Genomic DNA, 19,766 nt, shown 5'->3' with positions numbered 1-19,766 from the left:
CGCACGCCACGCCGTCCCCCCGAGACCGAGACGGAGAACGAGACCGAGACCGAGGCTGAGGCCAAGGGGCAGGGTCGCAGCCCTGCTGGCGGCCGCGGTCGTCCTGCTGGCGGGGACGTCCTGCTCGCGCGGCGCGGTGACCGAGAGCGCGGGGACCCGGCTGTCCTCCCGGGGGGCGACCTCCCCCACCGGTGGTGCGGGTACCGCCGAGCAGCTCGACGCCGCGGTCCGGCAGGTGATGCGCACGACCGGTGTGCCCGGGGTGATCGTGGGACTGTGGATTCCGGGACAGCCCGGCTACGCCCGCGCGTTCGGCGTCGCCGACAAGCGGACCGGCACGCCCATGACGACGGACATGCACATGCGTATCGGGAGCGAGACGAAGACCTTCACCGTCACCGGCATCCTCCAACTCGTCGACCAGGGAAAACTGGGCCTCGACGACCCCGTCTCTCGCTACGTCTCGGGCGTGCCGGAGGGCGACAGGATCACGCTGCGGGACCTGGCCCGCATGCAGAGCGGGCTCTTCGACTACACCAAGGACCCGGACTTCGACGCCGCCGTGGCGAAGAACCCCGAACGGGTCTTCACCGCGCGGGAACTCCTCGGCTACTCCTTCGGACACCCCCTGGACTTCGCTCCCGGAACACAGCTCGTGTACTGCGACACCAACACGGTGCTGCTGGGACAGGTGCTGGAGAAGGTCAGCGGCCAGAGTCTCGCCGACTACCTCCGCGACCACGTGCTCGACCCCCTCGGCATGGACCAGACCCTGTACCCGGCGGACGCGCGGATCCCGGCCCCGTACGCGCACGGCTACACCACCCAGACCCAGGACGGGAAGGAGACGGACGCCACGCACTGGAGCCCCTCCGACGCGAACGCCGCCGGCGCGATGATCTCCACGCTCGGCGACCTGCACACCTGGGCACCCGTCGTGGCCACCGGAACGCCCCTGATCGCGCCCGCGACCCAGAAGCAGCGCCTGCAGACGGCCACCAGCCCTGACTTCCCCGGGGCCGGCTACGGGCTCGGCCTGTTCACCGCCGACGGCTGGGTGGGTCACAACGGTTCGATCCCCGGCTACCAGAGCCTGACGCTGTACCTGCCGTCGCAGAAGGCCACCATGGTCGTGCTGCTCAACAGCGACACGCCGTACCAGGGAACGGACCCCAGCACGCTGTTCGGCACCGCCGTCACCACGGTCGCCACCCCCGGCCACGTGTTCCGCCTGGGCCCCGAGGGCGGGACGTCGGCCCCGCCCTCGGCCGGATAGCGCAGGGAGCCGTCCGCCCCGGCGTTCCCCGGAGCCGTCCGCCCCGGCGTTCCCCGGGGTCTGCCGGACAGACCCGGTGGAACCCGGCCGCGGCGCCCGTCGACCTGCGGGTGAGCGCGAGGAGAGATACAAGTGAGAAGGAAGCCCACACGGCGCACACGACGTATCGCCACCCTGCGGTCTCTGCTGAGTCCCCCAGGACCCGAGGGTACGCGGCAGGAGGGGCGATGAATGAACATGGACAACACTGGCTCCCCCGGACACACCCCCGACCCCTTGCCGGGCCCAGACTCCGTACCGGGCCCCGACCCCGACCCCGGCCCCGACCCCTTCCCCGACGACGTCACCTCGGCCACGGCGGTCATCGACGCCCGGGGAGTCGTGACGGGGTGGAGCCCCGACGCCGAGCGGCTGCTCGGATACCGCCACCGGGACGCCATAGGGCTCCCGGCGGTCCGCCTGCTCGACGGGAACGCCGAGGCCATGTCCGACGACACGGCGGATCCCGCCGCTGTCCTCGAGGGACGCCTCGGCGGGCCAGTCCTGCTGAGGCGCCGGGACGGCCGCCGCCTGGAAGCCGCTCTGCGGGCCTACGCGTCGCTCGACCAGGAGGGCAACGCGCAGTGGCTCGTCGTGGCCGAATCGCCTCGGCGGCCGCGTCTGCACCGGGAGCCGCGCCCGCGCGAGGACGAGGCGACGACGGAGGAAGCCTTCGCACAGTGCCACCTGCCCCTGATGATCTTCGACGCCGAGTTGCGGGCCCAGCGCGGCAGCGTCGGCGCGACCCGCGAGCTGGGCCTCACGGAGGACCAGCTGCGGGGCCGGCGCGTCATCGACATCCTGCCTCCCCACGTCTGCACCACCGTCGAGGAGGGCATGCGCCGGGTGTTCGAGACGGGAGAACCGGAACGGTTCCAGATCCGCGGCCGGCCGCGGCACGGATCGCACGAGAGGCACTGGGCGGTGTCCGTGTCCCCGCTGAGGAACCCGGCGGGGCGGGTGCGACACGTGGAACTCATCGCGCTCGACGTCACCGAACAGCACCGGGCCCGGGAGCGGCTCGCACTGCTGAACGACGTCAGCGCCCAGGTGGGCAGCACCCTCGACGTGATGCACACGGCACAGGAGATGGCCGACATGGCTGTCGGGCGGCTCGCCGACTTCATCAGCATCGACCTGTCGGACGAACTGTTCCGCGGCGTCGAGCCCGGCCCCTCCGCCACGGGCTCCGTCGCGCTGCGCCGCGCCGCACAGCGGTCCGTCCTCCCCGGCACCCCCGAGGGGGTGATCCACCCCGGCGAGGTGGACCGCTACCCGGAGTCCTCACCCCCCGCCCGCTGCCTGACCACGGGGCGGTCGTCGCTGCACCGCACCCTGGACGAGGCCATCGAGAGCTGGCAGGTCGCCGACCCCGAGCGGGCGCGGAAGGTCCGCGACTTCGGGATGCACTCGATCATGGTCGTCCCGCTGCGCGCCCGCGGCATCACGCTCGGCGTGGCCGTGCTCGTCCGCCACCGACGCCGGGAGTCCTTCGACGAGGACGACCTGCTCCTCGCCGAGGAGATCGCCGCCCGTGCCGCAGTGGCCGTGGACAACGCCCGCCGCTTCACCCGCGAGCGGACCACCGCCCTCGCCCTGCAGCGAAGCCTGCTGCCGCAGCGGCTCGCCGCCCAGGCGGCCGTGGAGGTCGCCTTCCGCTACCTTCCGGCCCGGTCCCGGGCAGGACTGGGCGGCGACTGGTTCGACGTGATCCCGCTGTCCGGCGCCCGAGTGGCCCTGGTCGTCGGAGACGTGGTCGGCCACGGCCTGCGCGCCTCCGCCACGATGGGGCGGCTGCGGACCGCCGTGCGCACCCTCGCGGACGTCGACCTGCCCCCCGAGGAACTCCTCGTCCACCTCGACGACCTGGTCACCCACCTCAGGACGGAGGAGGACGCGGCTGCGGACCCCGAGATGGAGATCGTCACCGATCTCATCGCCACCTGCCTGTACCTGGTCTACGACCCGGTCACACGCCGGTGCTCCGCCGCCGGCGCGGGCCACCCCCCGCCCGCCGTGGTCACGCCGGACGGGAAGGCCGAGTTCGTCGACCTCCCCGCCGGGCCGCCGCTCGGAGTGGGCGGGCTGCCTTTCGAGGCGATCGAATGGGAGGTGCCCCGAGGCACCGGCCTCGTGCTCTACACGGACGGTCTCGTCGAGGTCCCCGAACACGACCTCGGCCGGGGCATGGCGCTGCTGCGCCGCCACCTGGAGCGGTCCACCCGCTCGCCGGAGGCCACCTGCGACGACCTGATCCGGAGCCTGCTCCCCGCGCAGCCGTCGGACGACGTCGCCCTGCTCATCGCCCGCACCCGGGCCTTCGACGCGGAACAGGTCGCCACCTGGGACCTGCCCTCCGACCCGGCCGCCGTCGCCGACGCCAGGGACAAGGTCTCCCGCCGGCTCGCGGACTGGGGGCTGAGCGAGGTGGACTTCACCGCCGAGCTGGTGGTGAGCGAACTCGTCACCAACGCGATCCGGTACGGCGCCCCTCCCATCCGGCTCCGCCTGATCCACGACACCGTGCTCATCTGCGAGGTCTTCGACGGCAGCAGCACCGCCCCGCACCTGAGGCGAGCGCGCATGCTCGACGAAGGCGGGCGCGGCCTGCTCCTCGTCGCCCAGTTCGCCGAACGCTGGGGCACCCGCCACATGGCCGGCGGCAAGGCGATCTGGGCGGAGATCGGCATCCAGAACGGGGCCTTCTGACGGTGCCCGACCGCGCGACCGGGGTCAGCGCCGGCACGGCAACGGATATGGGCGGCGCGCCACTCGCACGGCACGGCAGGATTCGGCCCTGCGACACCCGCTTGCCCGGGCCCGGGCAGGACTGGGCGGCGACCGGTTCGACGTGATCCCGCTGTCGGGCGCCTGGGTCGCCTGCGTCTGCGTACCGGAGCCGCAGCCCGGGCCCGGTGCAGTGCTCGGCGTGCAGCCGGTCGTCACACGTCCGGTCGCGTCGTGGTCGTGGGCACGGGTCTACCCGTCCACCCGAGCGCGCGGCGCGCTCCTCCGGCGCACGGGCCCCGGAGCCCGGCCGTCCCGCTCAGAGAATGCCGCGTTCGCTGGCACGGGCCAGTGCCTCCACGCGGTTGCGAGCGCCCAGCTTCTCCAGCGTCCGCTGCAGATACGTCTTGACCGTGTTCCGGGTGAGCCCCAGCACGTCGGCGATCTCCGGGTTCGTCTCGCCCATCGCCACCCTGCGCAGGATCTCGTACTCGCGGCGCGTCAGCCCGCTCTCCTTGAGCCGCCGGTTCAGCAGCACGCCGAGGAGATGGGCGGGACTGGTGCGGAACACCAGTTCCCCGGCGTTGACCCGTCGCACGACGTCCACAAGATCGGACCGCTGGGCGTCCTTGATGACGACGGCATGCGCCCCCGCCCCGAGCGCCTCCTCCAGGGCCGCGTGCTCCGGGTACGCGGTGAAGATCACGATCTTGACGCCGGGGACATGGGTGCGCAGCTCCCTGATCACCTCAGGAGCAAGCATGTCGGGCAGCCGCAGATCGAGGAGTACGACGTCCGGCCTCAGCCGTTCGACCTCACTGATCGCCTCCCGCCCGGAACACGCGTATCCCGACACCGTGATCCAGGATGCGTTGCCCAGCGCCATGGCTACGCCGTCGCGGACGATCGGATGGTCGTCCACGACCAGTACGCGTACATCCGGTCCGGTCACGTCGGTACCCATGCCTGGACACTCACGCCGCCGTCCTCGTTGCGGCCCACCCGCGCCTCGCCGCCCACCCGCCCCAGGCGCTCGGCCATGGCGGCCAGGCCGAGCCCGCCCGGCGGCGGGTCGCCCGGGGGCAGGCCCACACCGTCGTCGGCGATGGTCACGCAGACCCCCGCGGAGTGCGTGAAGACGCTCACCACCACAGAGCGGGCCCGCGCGTGCTTCTCCACGTTCAGCAGTGCCTCACGCACCGCGTCGGTCAGCGCCCTGAGCCTGGCCGACGGGAGGCCGGGCACCTCAGTGACGACGAGGAGCCGGGCAATGACCCCGGTGCGCTCCTGGAACGCCCGGCAGTGGCCGCGCAGCGCGACGCCGAGGGCGACCTCCTCCGGCGGTGCGTGCAGCGCGTGCAGCGACACCCGCAGCGCCGCGGCGGCGTGTACCGCCTGCTCCTCCAGTTCGGTGAGGCGTGCCTGCACCGCGTCCCCGGTGGGCAACTGGCCGGCCAGCGCGCGGATACCGGCCCCGAGGGAGAAGAGCATGGCCCCCACCGTGTCGTGCAACTCCAGCGCCAGCCTGCGCCGCTCCTCGTGCACGGCGGTCTCCGCCGCGTGGCGGGCCCGCTCGGCGACGACTGCGGCCGCCGCGGCCCGGCTGGCCGCCTTCTGAAGGGACTCTGCCGTCCGGTCGCCGAACGGGCAGGTCTCCCTGTTGGAGCCGTACAACACACCGAGCAGCCGGCCCTCGTGGATCACGGGAACCGCGATCATCGCGCCCAGGCCCTCGGTCTCCGCCTGGGCGTTGAAGTGGTGGGTGATGGTGTCGGAGCGGCGGTAGTCACTGACCCACAGCGGAGACCGCCGCAGCATCACCTGCCCGCCGAGCCCGCACCCGGTCGGAACGACGAGACCGTCGACGGCGGGCGTGCGCGCGTTCACCGTGTGCCCGAGCACCAGCCGGTCCTCGCCGTCCGGCTCACCCACCCAGGCCACGTCCACGCCCGTGAGGTCCGGAACCTCGTCCACGATCCGGCGCATGGCGACGGAGCGGTCGAGCAGTGCGAGGATCTGGCTGTATCCCTCGGTCAGCTCGAACAGCGTGTTCGGCATCGGCCGAGTCCGCCTGCTGTCTGGCACGTCAGCCATCGTAGGTGCCTCCCGCCCGGCGGACCAGAAGCGGACTGCTCCGCACGAGTGCGCACATCCTGGCCCGCCCCCGCGGCCCTTGCCATCTCCGAATGGAGACCTCCGAAGGAATACCTCCTCCTGGAGCTACCCGGAGCCGTCCCCGAAACCCAGGATCACGCCCAGGGCCACCCAGGCGCTGGAACGACGGAGGCCGGATGCTCCCGGTATGCAATCTGAAAGTGCGCTACGGCGGTGCCGTGCTCGCCGGCGACGGGGTGGTGCTCGTGCCCGAGGGACGCCGCGTGTTCACCGGGCTCACCGTGGCCGAGAACCTGCGGGCGGGCGGTTTCGCCGTGAAGGACCGGGCATGCCGCGCTGCGGCGGCCGACCGCGTGCGCGACCTCTTCCCGCTGCGCCGCGAGCGGCGTGACCAGCGGGCCGGCCTCCTCGCGGGAGGACAGCAGCAGACGCTCGCCGTCGGTCGGGCTCTGACGGCCCGCCCGCGGCTGCTGCTCGTCGACGAGCCCTCGCCGGGGCCGGCCCCGTACGGCTACGCCCAGGGCGGGATCACGGCCAAGATCCTCGAGACCGCCTGCGAGAACGAGGACCTCACCAGGAAGGGCCTTCTCGCGGCCCTGAAGAACATGTCCCGGGTGGACACCGGCGGCCTCGTCGCACCGCCGGACTTCGGCGACTCGGGGCGGATCCCCGCGCGCGAGACGTACCTCCTCAAGCCGGACGCCGAGACCGAGGGCGGCGCGAAGGTCGTCGAGGAGCCTTTCACCTCCGAGCCCGGTGCCACCTACCAGCACGGCTGAGGGCCCGTCACTACCGAAGGAATCACACCGAATGTCCAGCACCACTTCCTTGCCCGGCGCCAAACCCGCGCCCAGTGCCACCCACTTGCCCAGCACCATGCAGCCCAGGCCGCTGCTGGTCCGCCGGCTGCTGGAGCACGGCACGACCCTGCACAGCGGCAGTGAGGTGATCACCGCCACCGACGCGGGCACCAGGACGGCCACGTACGCCGAGGTGGGCCGCAACGCCGCCCGGCTCGCCCACGCGCTGGCCGGCCTCGGCGTGGGGCCGGGCGACCGGGTCGCCACCTTCATGTGGAACAACCAGGAGCACCTGGAGGCCTACCTGGCCGTGCCCGCCATGGGCGCCGTGATCCACCCCCTGAACATCCGCCTCTTCCCCGAGCAGATCACCTACATCGCCGACCACGCCGAGGACACCGTCGTCATCGTCGACAGCTCCCTGCTGCCGGTCTTCGCGGCGCTGCTGCCCGAGATGCGCACCGTGCGGCACGTCATCGTCAACAGGCAGCCGGCGGGCGCCGAGGCCCCGCCCGAGGCCCCCGGGGTGAGCGTCCACGACTACGCGCGACTGCTGGAGGACCGGCCCGGGACCTACGACTGGCCGGACGTGGACGAGAACCAGGCGGCCGGCATGTGCTACACATCCGGCACCACGGGCAACCCCAAGGGCGTCGTCTACAGCCACCGTTCGCTCTACCTGCACTCACTGGGCATCAGCCTGCCCGACCTGATGAACATCTCGGCCGCGGACCGGCTGCTCGTCATCGTCCCGCAGTTCCACGCCCAGGCCTGGGGCCTGCCCTATGCCGCGTTCCTCACCGGCGCCTCGCTCGCCATGCCGGACCGCTACCTCGCCCCCGCGCCTCTCGCCGCGTTCATCGCCGCCTCCCGCCCCAACAAGGGAGCGGGCGTGCCCACGGTGTGGCAGGGGCTCGCCGGCCATGTCCAGCAGCACCGGGACGCGGACATCTCCAGCCTCCGCGAGGCCGTCGTCGGCGGCTCCTCCTGCCCGCCCTCCCTGATGCGCACCTATGAGGAGGAGTTCGGCATCAGGCTGCTGCACGCGTGGGGCATGACCGAGATCTCCCCGCTCGGTGCCCTGGCCCGCGAACCCGAGGGCACCCAGGGTGAGGACGCCTGGCGCTACCGCCTCAGCCAGGGCAGGTTCCCGGCCCCCGTCGAGGCCCGGCTGATCGGCCAGGACGGCGCCGTCCTGCCCTGGGACGGGCGCAGCGTCGGGGAACTGGAGGTGCGCGGCCCGTGGATCACCGGCTCCTACCACCTCGACGACGACCCGGAGAAGTTCCACGACGGCTGGCTGCGCACCGGTGACGTCGGCACCATCACGGCGGACGGCTTCCTCACCCTCACCGACCGGGTCAAGGACGTCATCAAGTCCGGCGGCGAGTGGATCTCCTCCGTTGAGCTGGAGAACCACCTCATGGCGCACCCCGCGGTGGCCGAGGCCTGCGTGGTCGGTGTCCCCGACGACAAGTGGGGCGAGCGGCCGCTGGCCGCGGTGGTGCTCAGGGACGGCAGCACCGCCGCACACGGGGAACTACGCGGCTTCCTCGCCGGGAAGGTCGCCCCATGGCAGTTGCCCGAGCGCTGGGCCTCGGTCGCGGAGGTGCCCAAGACCTCGGTCGGCAAGTTCGACAAGAAGGCGCTGCGCAAGAGCTACGCGGCAGGGGAGCTGGCCGTCGACGTCATCGACTGAGCCGGGGAACACCCCGGTGCACCCCGCTCCTCGACGGCTTCCCGACGAACCATCACCCGATAGGACGGTCCATGAGCCGCATCACCCCGCCCCCGCACCGGGATCCCCATCCGACCTCGGCCCTGTACCTGAGCCGGCTCGACCACGAGTACCTGTACTCCGACGCTGAGCTTCGCCAGGCCGTCACCGACACCGTCGCGGCCCTCGGCGGTACGTACGCCGTGGACCGCCAGTACTCCGACGCCCTGCACACGGAGCTGACGCGAGACCGGGACCGGTGCGAGGCGCGGCGGAGCCGGGCCCTTCGCACGGCACGGGAGCCGGCCCGCGAGTGGGCCGGTGGCGCTCGCCGCATCGGCGCCGCAGTCCCGGCCGGTGGCCGCCCCGCGCCGATCAGAGGGGCGTCATGAGCCCGGCCCCGACACCTCCGGCACGGGAACCCGATCCCCGGCACGGGTTCGGCCCCTGGGGCGCGCCGGGCGGGTCCGGTGTGCCGCGGGCGGGTGGGCCGCCGCGGCCCGCCCGCGGCGGCCCGTCGTGGCCGGCCGACCGGTGGAGCGGACCCCATCCGCCGCAGGCGCCGGGCCCCGCCGGCCCGGGACCCGCCCATGGTGTCCACCCCCCGGGCCCCGGAGCCGGCGCCGGGCCCCACCCGTCCCCTGACCCCGGCTCCTGGGCCGAGCCGGCGCCGTCTCCGTCGTTCCCGCCGTGGGAACGGGCCGTCCGCCGCACGCCGTTCCCGTCCCCCCTCGAGCAGCTCCAGGACGACCCGGCCCTGTCGCGGCTCCGGGAGGCCCGCGGGCGCCCGGTCCTCACCGTCGCCGGCGCCCTCGTCGCACTGTTCCTGCTGAGCGGCGTGCTGGCGGGCGAGGCGCGCGACTTCATGGCCGTACACCTCGCGGGGCCGCTGAACATCGGCCTGGCGCTGAGCCTGCTCCAGTGCGCCACCACCGGCTGGGCGGTGTGGTGGTACGGGCGCCACGCCAGGACATCCATCGACCCGGACAGCGCGCGTGTGAGGGCCCGGCTGGACGAACTGGAAGAGTGGGGGAACACCCGATGACCGCTGCCGTCCAACCGGCCGACTCCGGCTTCCCCGTGCTCGTCGTCTTCGCGGCCTTCGTGTGCTGCGCGCTCTTCCTCGCCATCTGGGTCACCATGGACCGGGCCACGCCGGGTGACTTCTACGTCGGCGACGGCCTTCTCACCTCGACGCGGAACGGCTTCGCCCTGTTCGGCGACTACATGTCGGCCGCGACCCTGCTCGGTTCGCCCGGTGTGCTCGCGCTGACGGGCTACGACGGAATCGCCTACTTCCTGGGCCCGATCGTCGCCTGGATCGTGATCCTGTTGCTGATCGCGGAGCCGTACCGCAGCACCGGGCGCTACACCATCGGCGACAGCCTCGCGCGGCGGCTGCGCCCGCGGGCCGTGCACCTGGCCGCGGGACTCGCCACCCTCGTCATCTGCCTGGTGTACGTGATCGCGCAACTGGTGGGCGCCGGATCGCTGGCGGCGCCGATCCTCGGCCTGGACGGAACGGGGAGCCGGCAGATCATGGTCGGCTCGCTCGGCATCCTGATGATCATCTACGTGGTGATCGGTGGTATGCGGGCCACGACCATGGTCCAGGTGATCAAGGCGGTCCTGCTGCTGGGGGGCGGGGGCTACCTCGCGATTCGGGTCATGACGGAGGTCGGCTGGAACCCCGCGGGGCTGCTGGACCGGGCCGCGGCCCACAGCGGACTCTCCGACGCCTTCCTCCAGCCGGGCGTGCGCTACGGGGATGACCGCGTCGGAAGACTCGACTCGCTGAGCCTGCAACTGGCGGTGGTCCTCGGTGCGGCCGGCCTGCCGCACCTGCTGATGCGGCTGGGCGCGGTGCGCACGGCGCGCGAGGCACGCGTGTCGGTGACCATCGCGGCCTGGCTGACGCTGGTCTTCTGTCTGCTGGCCGCGGTCCTGGGCTTCGGCGCGGTGGCGCTGGTCGGCCGGGACGCCATCGCCGCCGACAGCGCGACAGGCAACTCCGCGGTGCTGCTGCTGGCCGAGTTCCTCGGCGGGGCGTTCCTCATCACGCTCATTTCGTGCGTCGCCTTCATCACGATCCTGGCCGTGGTCGCCGGGCTGGTCCTGACCGCGTCGACCGCACTGGCGCACGACCTCTACCAAATGGGGCTGATGCGCGGCAGGGCGTCGGAGAGGAGCGAACTCCTCGTCGCCAAGGGCGGAGTGCTGCTGGTGGGCGTCACCGCGACCGGCCTGTCGCTGTACGCCCAGGGTCAGAACATCTCGTTCCTGGTGGGCCTGGCCTTCGCCATCGCCGGGTCCGCGATCCTGCCGGCACTGCTGTACAACCTGTACTGGAAGGGCTTCACCAGCAAGGGTGCGCTGTGGAGCGTCTGCGGGGGGCTGCTTTCCTCGGTGGTACTGGTGCTGCTCTCCCCGGCCCTGTCGGGAAGTCCGACAGCCCTGCTCCCCGACCGGGACTTCGCCGTCTTCCCGCTCGGCAATCCCGCCGTGGTCTCCATCCCGCTCGGCTTCCTGCTGGGCTGGCTGGGATCACTTCTCGACTCCCGGGAACCGGGCGGGGCGCCGTACGCGGAGACGGAAGTCCGGGTTCTCGCCGACGTGGGGGCCGCCGCAACGGAGACGAACCCGGGGTAGTCACCGGGTTCCGCGGCCGGCCGGGCGCCCAGGAACCGCCGGGCGGCCGCCACGACAGGTGCCCCCGGGCGCAGCACGAGCGACGACCGTCAAGTTGCCCACCTGTGCGCGACAGACGAGGGACGGGGCAGGTCGGCCGCGCGGCTCGGACGGGCCTGTCCCGCCATCGCCGCCCGGCACGCTCTGCCACTGCAACGCCGCGTGTGCGTCAGGCGTCCGGCGTCCGGCGTCCGCCGTCCGGGCCCGTGCCGCCTGTGTGTTCGGTTTCGGACGGTCGAACGGCTCCGGTGTGGTGCCCCGCGCACGGCACGTGACAGGCCGGGCAACGGTCACCCGTTGCCTGCGACGCGACCCCCGCGGGCGGCGGAGGCGCACCGGCGCGGTCCCCCTCGCCGGGCCACCGGCGTCTCATGCGTCACCCGCCTTGTGCGTGGTGCCTCAGGGGGGAGAGGAAGCCCCGGGCGGACGACTGGTCCGTCCGGCGGCGGGACCGGAGCGGGGATGAGGCACCGCGGAGCGGGTGCTGCCGGTGCCACGGTCACGTCGTGCCGGAGCGAGGGAGGCCCGCGAGCAGGCGGTGTGCCTCCAGGGCCAGGTGGATCTCGCTCGCGCCGACCGGGTCGGCCGGCGAACGCCCGGTGAGCTCCTGCACCCGCCGCAATCGGTAGGCCACCGTGTTGCGGTGGCAGTACATCCGATTGGCCGTCTCGGCCGCGGACCCGCCGGAGGCGAACCACTGGGCCAGCGTCTGAAGCAGTATGTCCCTCTCGTGCGCCGGGAGCTCCAGCACCGGGCTCAGCACCTGCCGAACGGCGTGCTCGGCCGAGTCGGGGGCGCTCACGACCATCAGCCGGACCGGCGAGTCGCCGTAGGAGGCGACCTCGCGCGTGCCCGGCTCGGCACAGGCACAGGCGAGCCGCGCCTGACGGAAGGCGGTCGGCGCGTGCTCCAGGCCATGGAAGAGGGCGCTCACCCCCACCCGCCCCGCCCCGCGCAGACGGAGCAGTTCGACGGTCCGGGAGAGCCGTCGCGAGGACCGCAGGGAGAGCAGCCCCACCTCGGCCCCGTCCTCCACCCTCCAGACCGACGAGATGTCCATCGCGCGCAGCGCGCACTCCACGTCGTGGCGTGCCTCGTCGCGCGTCGGTGCCCCGGCCGCGTCGGCGGCCTCCATGCTGACCACCGCGAAGACCCCGCGCTGCGGCAGCCGCAGCGCGTCCGCGCACTCCCACAGGTGTGTGCCCTCTTCCAGCCTGCCGTCGAGCAGCGCGGCCAGTAGCAGGCTCCTGACCTGCCGGTCCCCGTGCGCCCTTTCCGCCATGGCCTCGCGGTACGCCTCCGCCACGGCGTCCGTGAAGGCGTCGCTGACCGTCCAGACCGCGGTGGCGGCGTGCGGGATCTCCCGGGGCACCGTGTCGCCCGCCTCGGCGAGGACGCACTCCCACAGGAACCGCCCGGCGACCCGGTACGCGTGGGTGACCGCCGACAGCGGAACACCGTGTTCCGCCTTGAAGCGGCCGGTGTCGCGCGGCACGCGCAGGTCGAGGGTGTCCCGGCCCAGCTGGGTGATCATGGCGTGCAGATTGTCCGCGCAGGCCCTGCGCAGCTGGTCGTGGCCGACGTGCCAGTGGTCGCGGTAGGCGTCCTCCTCGACCGGAATCCGGTCGGCGAGGCGGTCCGCGTACCGGTCGATCCCCGGCAACAGCACATTGGTGAGGTGGCGTACGCCGTTGTCCTGGCTTACGCCCTTCTCGTGTGAGGTGAGAGTCATGCGGGCTCCCGCAGCGAGGTGAGCGGGACCGCCCGTGCGGGCTCCCGCCCCGAGGGGCCGTCGCCCGGTCACGACCGGGCCGTGTGGGCAGACTAGTCCCGCGTGGCGACTGTGGCGAGAGGGCGCCGGCCCCCGGTACACGCCACCGCGCGTACCGGGGGCCGACCTGATCCGTGGGCCCCCGCACCGACCCGTACGGCAGCGCCCGGACCTGCCCAGGCGCTCCGCCGGCCGTGTCGACGTGCGGCTCCTCCGAGGGGCCGCGATGCGAGGGGCCGCGATGCGAGGAGCCGCGATGCGGCCGTCGATCGTCTGCGGCACCGTCGTGGCCGGTCGCTCCCCCACTCTCGGCTTCGCTCGAGCGGGAGACCCCCATCGCGACACGGCCGCACAGCGACACGGCCGCACAGCGACACGGCCGCACAGCGACACGGCCGCACAGCGACACGGCCGCACAGCGACACGGCCCCGCGCTCCCTCAGGTCGCTGCCGAACCGCAGTGGACTCGGCCCGACCTGTCTAGACCCCGGTCGCCACGTCCGCCGTCCCGCGGATCAGATCGGCCGCTCGCTCCGCGATCATGATCGTCGCGGCGTTGGTGTTGCCCCGCACGACGGACGGCATCACCGAGGCATCGGCCACCCGGAGCCCCGCCACGCCGTGCACCCGCAGCTCGTGGTCGACCACCGGGCCGATGGCGCAGGTGCTGGTGGGGTGGTACAGGGTCTGCAGCACCTGCCGTGCGTAGGCGAGGAGACCGGCATCGCTGTCCGAGTCCGGCACGACGAAGTCCGCCCGGTGGTGGGCGCGCAGGGCGGGCCGTCCGGCGATGTCGAGCAGCAGCCGCAGTGCGCGTACCGCTGTCGCCTGGTCCTCCTCGGTGGCCAGGTAGTTGTGCAGGATCCGGGGCTTGGCGCTGGGCAGGGCCGAGCGCAGTGTCACCTTTCCGCGGCTGGTGGGCGTGAGCAGGACCGCGCCCATGTGGAAACCGTGATCCGTGATGGCACCGAGGCCCTCCTGGTGGAACATGGCGGGCACGGCGTGGATCTGTACGTCCGGTGCGTCGAGCCCTTCCGCGGTGCGGAAGAAGCCGCCGCCTTCGCCGACGTTCGAGGTGAGCGGACCGCGGCCCTCCGAGACCAGGAGTGCCGCGTTCTCGGCGGTCTCCGCGGTGAACAGGCCCTCGGTGTCCGTGAGGTGGACGATCGACAGGTGCGGGTGGTCCTGGAGGTTCTCGCCCACCGGCAGGTCGGCGAGGGGCGCGATGCCATGGGCCGCGAGCTCGTCGGTGGGACCGATCCCGGAGAGCATGAGGAGCTGGGGGGAGTTGTAGGCACCCGCGGAGAGGACGACCTCGCGGTCGCAGCGCAACTCCTCGGTGGTGCCGCCGTGGTCGACCTCGATGCCCGTGGCCTCGCGGCCGTCGAAGAGGATCCGGCTGCACTGCGCCCCTGTCAGCACCTCCAGGTTCGGCCGTTCCATGGCGGGACGCAGATAGGCGGCGGCCGTACTGCACCGCCGGCCGTCCCGCTGGGTCAGCTCGTAGTAGCCCACGCCCTCCTGGCTCGGGCCGTTGAAGTCGGGGTTGAACGGGTGCCCGGCCTCCTGGGCCGCCGCCACGAAGGCGTCGATCAGGGGATTGCGGGAGCGTCCGGGGTTCACCGGGAGCGGACCGCCGGCGGAGTGCCAGGCGGAGGCGCCGGCATGGTGGTCCTCGGAGCGCAGGAAGTACGGAAGGACGTCGCCCCAGCCCCAGCCCTTGGCCCCGGCGGCGGCCCAGGCGTCGTAGTCGAGGCGACTGCCGCGGATGTAGATCATGGCGTTCATCGAGGAGGACCCGCCGAGCATCCGGCCGCGGGGCAGATAGCGGCGGCGGTCCTCCAGGCCGGGCTCGGGTTCGGTGAGGTAGTCCCAGTCGTACTTGCTGCGGAAGAGTTTGCCGAACGCCGCCGGGATGTGGATTTCCTGCGCATCGTCGGCCGGGCCGGCCTCGACGAGCAGTACGCGGGTGTCCGGATCCTCACTGAGCCGGGCGGCGAGTACACAGCCGGCGGATCCCGCACCCACGATGATGTAGTCGTACATTGTGCGTCCTCTCTCGGTGGCCGCCCACGACCACCGATGGTGCAGGGGCCGGTGCCCGACAGGGGCTGGGCGGGTTCTCTGCGGATGCCGGAGGCGACAGGCGCCGGGGCAGGTCCCGGCCGGTGCGCGGCCGGTGGCCCGTCGTGCCCGGCCGTGTCCGGCCGGCGCCCGTGTCAGAGCTGGATGGCCTTGGTCTCCAGGAACTCCTCGAAGCCCAGGCGCCCGGCCTCGCGCCCCACCCCTGACTGCTTGTAGCCGCCGAAGGGGGCCAGCGGGTTGAAGGCCCCGCCGTTCACGTCGACCATCCCGGCCCGGATCCGGCGTGCGACGGCCCGCGCGCGCTCGGGGTCGCCGGACCAGACACCGCCGGCCAGGCCGTACGGGGTGTCATTGGCGATGGCGACGGCCTCCTCCTCGGTGTCGAAGGGGATGATCGACAGTACCGGCCCGAAGATCTCCTCGCGGGCGATGGTCATGTCGTTGCTGACATCGGTGAAGACGGTCGGCGCGACGAAGTACCCGGGTCCCTCCTGCGGCGTGTCGCAACCGCCCGTCAGCAGCGTGGCACCCTCGGCGACACCGGCCGTGATGTAGTCGCGCACCCGCTTGACCTGGACGTCGGAGACCATCGGACCGATCTGCGTCTCCTCGTCGAGCGGGTCGCCCACGCGGTAGCCGCTCGCCACCTCGGCGGCGATCCGGCCGGCCTCGGCGAGCTTCTCACGCGGCACGATCAGGCGGGTGAGCGCGATGCAGGTCTGCCCCGAGTTCAGGAAGCACTTGGCGACACCGTCGGTGACCGCGGTCTCCAGGTCGGCGTCCTCCAGGATGATGTTGGGAGACTTGCCGCCCAGCTCGAGCGCCACCTTCTTCACCGTCTCCGCCGCGAGCGCGGCCACCCGGCGCCCGGCGCGCGTCGAACCCGTGAACGACACCATCGCCACGTCGGGGTGGGAGACCAGCGCCTCACCGACGACCGGTCCGTATCCCGTGACGACGTTGAACACACCGGCGGGCAGGCCCACGGACTCGGCGACCTCCGCCAGCAGCAACGCGGACAGCGGGGCGACCTCCGAGGGCTTGAGCACGACAGTGCATCCGGCGGCCAGCGCGAGCGCCACCTTCAGCGACACCTGGTGCAGCGGGAAGTTCCACGGCGTGATGCAGCCGACCACGCCGACGGGCTCCCGTACGACATGGGAGTTGCCGATCTCCTCGGGACCGAAGTCGTAGCCGGCCGCCAGCCCGGCCGCCTGCTCGAAGGTGAAGACCGGCAGCCCCGACTGCAGCACACGGCTCTCCTGCACCGGGGTGCCGACCTCACGCGCCACCAGACGCGCGATCTCCTCGGCCCTGGCCTCCAGCGCCCGGTGGATCCGACGCAGGTAGTCGGCGCGGTACTCCGGGGAAGCCTGCGACCACTCCTCGAAGGCGCGGGTCGCGGCGCGCACCGCCCGGTCCACGTCCTGCGGGACGCCCGCCGGTATCGACCCGATCACCTTCTCGTCGGCCGGATTGACGACCTCGATCACCTCGGTGCTCCCGGCCGGGACCCATTCGCCGCCTATGAAGTGCTTGGTGTACGCCGTCATGAGCCGTTCTCCTTGGTCGACGTCGACGCTGTGTCCCGGCAGTGTGGGCGTGGGCTCATCGCGGGGTCGATGGAGCGGCGACCCCGGATCCGCCCGTCCGTTTGTGCATGTGCACTGCTGTGCGGGCGTGTGCGGTGCCGGTCACGGTGTGGCGCGCTCGGTCCGGGACACGGAAGCCATTCCTCGTCAATGCCATGGCCACGATGAACAGCGCGCCTCCCCCTTGAGGGTGAACGCGCTGGTCAGAGACGGCGGCTCGGCAGGATTCGAACCTGCGACACCCGCTTCAGGAGTTCGATCCGGAGTCCGTGGGCTCGGTGATGCTGACCGTCTTCCCAGCCGCACGGAGACGCTTGCGTGCGTCCTCGTCTGGTGTCGTTGACGTCAGGCATGGACGTCAGCGGGCCGTTCCCGGGGCAGCGAAAGCGGCCAGCCGCTAGGGTCGCGCGCATGGGTGCCACGACCGCCGCCATGGTCACTGCCGTCGTCGGAGTGCTCGGCACGCTCCTGGCGCCTGTGATCGCGACTTGGACGACGAAGCGCCAGCGGGCGGAAGAGAGACAGGCTGAGGAGGGAAGACGGGTCTTTGAGGAACGGCGCGCTGCGTACAGCGCCATGAACCGCGCGTCCCGTCACTTCCACACCATGCTGAAAGACGCCCTCCATCGCATGCGGGACGGTGTCTACACCGACGACGACCGCGCCCAGGTCGAGGAGGCGCGGCGGGACTACCGGGATCGCTACGCCGAAGCTCAGATGATCGTCCCTGAAGCGGTACTCAGGGCATCTCGCGAGTTGAACATCGTCCTGGCGGCGATCGACGCCACTGCCAAGCGCATTGATCGGGGTCTGGCTCGGGAAGGAGAGAACGCGGATCAGGCACTCATCGACCTGAAGGCCGCAGAACCCGCACTGACCGCCATGCGCCGGATCATGCGTGAGGACCTGGGCGTGTCTGACTAACCCTGGGCCCTGACCCGGACTCTTGGACACGGGCTATGCGGCCTGGGGCCAACCCGATCGAGGCCCACTCCGGGCCGTTGTGACAGTTCACGATCGCCAACTCCAACCACCGCAACCACACCACACGGACCCGGGCCCCCACGCCTGTCTCCGCTGGCGCAACGCCAACGCCCGCCACCCCGACGTCCTTGCCGCCCAGCGTCGAGAGCGCGCCCGCATCGGCATCCGATGGGGGCGGACGAGCAAGGACGGCGGCTCGATCATTCACTGACGTTCAACGCCGCGCAGTCCGCGACTCCCAGTTCGGACAGCACCGCCCGGAGCCGTTCCAGGGCCACAGTCGTATCCGAATCCCGACCAGACCCGACAGCGGCCCGGAACCCGAATCGGGCGACCACATCGGCAGCCACGACCGGCGGACGCCCCCGAACCCGCCCGTCGTTCGCCTCGACGGCCTGGATGCGCGGTGTGCCGCACTCCGTCCCAGGACGGATACGTCAGCTGTTCAGGCGCCGAAGAAACTCGTCCTCATCGATGACCTCGATGTCCTGCCCGGATTCCAGCAGTGCCTGGGCCCTCTTGGCCTTGCCGCTCAGCGAGTTGCCGGGCCTGAGCCCTGCCGGGGAGGCGGACACGAGGACGTCGGTCCTCTTGGTGACGTTCTCGGCCGGTTGTGCGCCGACCCCGGCGAGCCTGTGGAACGCCTCGTCCCGGGTCATGGAGTTCAGCTTCCCGGTCAAGCACACCAAAGCCCCGTACAGAGCGCCGTCCGGATCGGCGTCGAGGTCGGCACCGGGGAGAGGTTTGCGTGAACCTGCGTTGTGGCCTCTGTAGTGGCTGCCCAGCCACCCGCCCGCCGGTGTCATCCAGCCCCAACGGATCCGGTGACCATCGAGCAGGCGGTCGAGCGAGGTGGCCTCGGCGGAACGCATCGCTGCAAGCATGATCTCGGCGGCAGCTGTGGCGTCCGCACGTGCGTCATGGTGGTTGGTGAAGGTGACTCCGGCGGCATCCGCGCAGTAGGGGAGGCTGTAAGAGAGCAACTTCCACGTGCGACGGGCCACAACCTGCGAGCACGTGTACCGCAGTTCGGGCCATGCCATGGACTCGGCGTCGCAAGCGGCCCGTATGACGCTCATGTCGAACCCGGCGTTGTGGGCGACCAGTGGGAGTCCGTCGCCGAACGCCACGATGTCGGCGAGGACAGCCCTCCAGCCCGGGGCGTCCGCCACATCGGCGGGCGTGATGCCGTGAATGGCCACGTTGAACGGGTTGAACCCGCGCAGACCGGCGGGCGGCTGGATCAGCGTGCCCCAGTCACTGTCCACCCGGCCGTCGACGACCTTCGTCATACCGACGGCGCAGGGGCTACCCCTGTGCTCGTTCGCGGTCTCGAAGTCGATGGCCACCCACGAAGAGGACATGGCGTCAGATTTGCTGTCGGCCCGCTCTCGGTCAAGGGTGGTGACGACCTTTCAGCCGCAGGGAGGTCGACACTTCGACCGGAGACCGACAGACAACCGTGTGCGGCTCAATAGACCGAGGGGAATCGGAGACGGCCCCGGAGCCGTCAGCTTGGGAAGCTGCGATCATTCAGGGCTGGCCAACCACCTCGTGTCGGACCCGATGGGATAGCCGTACAACATGGGCGCACTGCGCAGTGGACCCCAACCCCTCGATCCGCGACCACGAATACCGCGTACTCCGAGTGAGATCCGCTGTGCGTCCTGCGGCGCCGGTCCGGCTGCCGCGTCAGGCGATCGACGGATCGGCCTCGTCCTCCACCGTCCACTCCGTGTCCCGCAGCAGCGCGTCCAGCATCGCGCTCGTGCCGCGCGTCACCCCCGTGAGCAACGCCGCCACCGCCAGCGCGCACAGCAGCCACGCCAGCGGTCCCGGCATCGACGACTTGGCCACCAGCAGCACCGGCAGGCACAGGAGCGTCGCCAGCACGCCGCCACCCAGTACCGGAAGGTGCACCGACGGGCGGAACTTCGCGTTGCGGGGGAGCGCCTTCGCCTTGCGGCTGGGG

General features: G+C 72.0%; 14 protein-coding genes, 1 tRNA gene and 2 pseudogenes. 9 read left to right on the top strand and 8 right to left on the bottom strand.

All coding sequences use genetic code 11. The features are described from left to right. Positions 1-136 precede the first annotated feature (136 nt). Together ACL02U_RS18665 and ACL02U_RS18660 are read left to right on the top strand one after the other, a co-directional pair. On the top strand, positions 137-1,276 hold the full coding sequence (locus ACL02U_RS18665) for a serine hydrolase domain-containing protein (protein WP_412791991.1): 1,140 nt from the start codon (positions 137-139) through the stop codon (positions 1,274-1,276). A gap of 237 nt (positions 1,277-1,513) precedes the next feature. Then, complete coding sequence (locus tag ACL02U_RS18660; protein WP_412792044.1) at positions 1,514-4,024, top strand: SpoIIE family protein phosphatase; 2,511 nt, start codon at positions 1,514-1,516, stop codon at positions 4,022-4,024. Between the two features lie 337 nt (positions 4,025-4,361). Here the strand turns inward: ACL02U_RS18660 and ACL02U_RS18655 are convergent, their stop codons facing one another. Then, positions 4,362-5,006 (bottom strand): response regulator, encoded by a 645-nt coding sequence (locus ACL02U_RS18655; protein ID WP_412791990.1) that lies wholly within the window; start codon positions 5,004-5,006, stop codon positions 4,362-4,364. After that, positions 4,991-6,127 carry a GAF domain-containing protein gene (locus ACL02U_RS18650; RefSeq protein WP_412791989.1) on the bottom strand — a complete coding sequence of 379 codons (1,137 nt, stop codon included), beginning with the start codon at positions 6,125-6,127 and terminating at the stop codon, positions 4,991-4,993. The genes ACL02U_RS18655 and ACL02U_RS18650 overlap by 16 nt, the downstream gene beginning before the upstream one ends. Before the next feature lie 227 nt (positions 6,128-6,354). Between ACL02U_RS18650 and ACL02U_RS18645 the strand changes: the two are divergent. The 5 genes and pseudogenes from ACL02U_RS18645 to ACL02U_RS18625 all read left to right on the top strand — a co-directional run. Then, a pseudogene (locus ACL02U_RS18645) lies at positions 6,355-6,663 on the top strand (ATP-binding cassette domain-containing protein); the annotation flags it as partial. A gap of 304 nt (positions 6,664-6,967) precedes the next feature. After that, entirely contained in the window at positions 6,968-8,656 is a 1,689-nt protein-coding gene (locus ACL02U_RS18640) for a long-chain fatty acid--CoA ligase (protein WP_412791988.1), read from the top strand. A gap of 71 nt (positions 8,657-8,727) precedes the next feature. Next, positions 8,728-9,066, top strand: a complete 339-nt coding sequence (locus ACL02U_RS18635) for a hypothetical protein (protein WP_412791987.1) — start codon at positions 8,728-8,730, stop codon at positions 9,064-9,066. Then, positions 9,063-9,719: a DUF485 domain-containing protein gene (locus ACL02U_RS18630; RefSeq protein ID WP_412791986.1), complete on the top strand. Its 657-nt coding sequence runs from the start codon at positions 9,063-9,065 to the stop codon at positions 9,717-9,719. Before ACL02U_RS18635 ends, ACL02U_RS18630 begins: the two co-directional genes overlap by 4 nt. Then, on the top strand, positions 9,716-11,323 hold the full coding sequence (locus ACL02U_RS18625) for a cation acetate symporter (RefSeq protein WP_412791985.1): 1,608 nt from the start codon (positions 9,716-9,718) through the stop codon (positions 11,321-11,323). Before ACL02U_RS18630 ends, ACL02U_RS18625 begins: the two co-directional genes overlap by 4 nt. 538 nt (positions 11,324-11,861) lie before the next feature. Here the strand turns inward: ACL02U_RS18625 and ACL02U_RS18620 are convergent. The 4 genes from ACL02U_RS18620 to ACL02U_RS18605 form a co-directional block, all read right to left on the bottom strand. Continuing rightward, complete coding sequence (locus ACL02U_RS18620) at positions 11,862-13,094, bottom strand: PucR family transcriptional regulator (RefSeq protein WP_412791984.1); 1,233 nt, start codon at positions 13,092-13,094, stop codon at positions 11,862-11,864. Between the two features lie 519 nt (positions 13,095-13,613). Further along, on the bottom strand, positions 13,614-15,179 hold the full coding sequence (locus ACL02U_RS18615) for a GMC family oxidoreductase (protein ID WP_412791983.1): 1,566 nt from the start codon (positions 15,177-15,179) through the stop codon (positions 13,614-13,616). 173 nt (positions 15,180-15,352) lie between these two features. Beyond that, positions 15,353-16,771, bottom strand: coding sequence for an aldehyde dehydrogenase family protein (locus ACL02U_RS18610; protein WP_412791982.1), 1,419 nt, complete (start codon positions 16,769-16,771; stop codon positions 15,353-15,355). A gap of 250 nt (positions 16,772-17,021) precedes the next feature. After that, positions 17,022-17,114 (bottom strand) — tRNA-Ser (locus ACL02U_RS18605). Between the two features lie 107 nt (positions 17,115-17,221). Here ACL02U_RS18605 and ACL02U_RS18600 point away from each other — a divergent pair. Both ACL02U_RS18600 and ACL02U_RS18595 read left to right on the top strand, forming a co-directional pair. Further along, positions 17,222-17,734, top strand: a complete 513-nt coding sequence (locus tag ACL02U_RS18600) for a hypothetical protein (RefSeq protein WP_412791981.1) — start codon at positions 17,222-17,224, stop codon at positions 17,732-17,734. Between the two features lie 47 nt (positions 17,735-17,781). Then, positions 17,782-18,005 (top strand): annotated as a pseudogene (locus ACL02U_RS18595) (hypothetical protein); the annotation flags it as partial. A gap of 226 nt (positions 18,006-18,231) precedes the next feature. Here ACL02U_RS18595 and ACL02U_RS18590 read toward each other — a convergent pair. Then, positions 18,232-19,143 carry an exonuclease domain-containing protein gene (locus ACL02U_RS18590; protein ID WP_412791980.1) on the bottom strand — a complete coding sequence of 304 codons (912 nt, stop codon included), beginning with the start codon at positions 19,141-19,143 and terminating at the stop codon, positions 18,232-18,234. 343 nt (positions 19,144-19,486) lie between these two features. Further along, positions 19,487-19,766, bottom strand: a 280-nt coding sequence (locus tag ACL02U_RS18585) for a hypothetical protein (RefSeq protein ID WP_412791979.1), incomplete at its 5' end; no start/stop codon positions are given.

This window comes from Streptomyces sp. MS06, from assembly GCF_047200655.1.
GTDB lineage: Bacteria > Actinomycetota > Actinomycetes > Streptomycetales > Streptomycetaceae > Streptomyces.
Note: the sequence above shows the minus strand (reverse complement) of the source record. Positions and strands in the feature narration are given on the sequence as shown.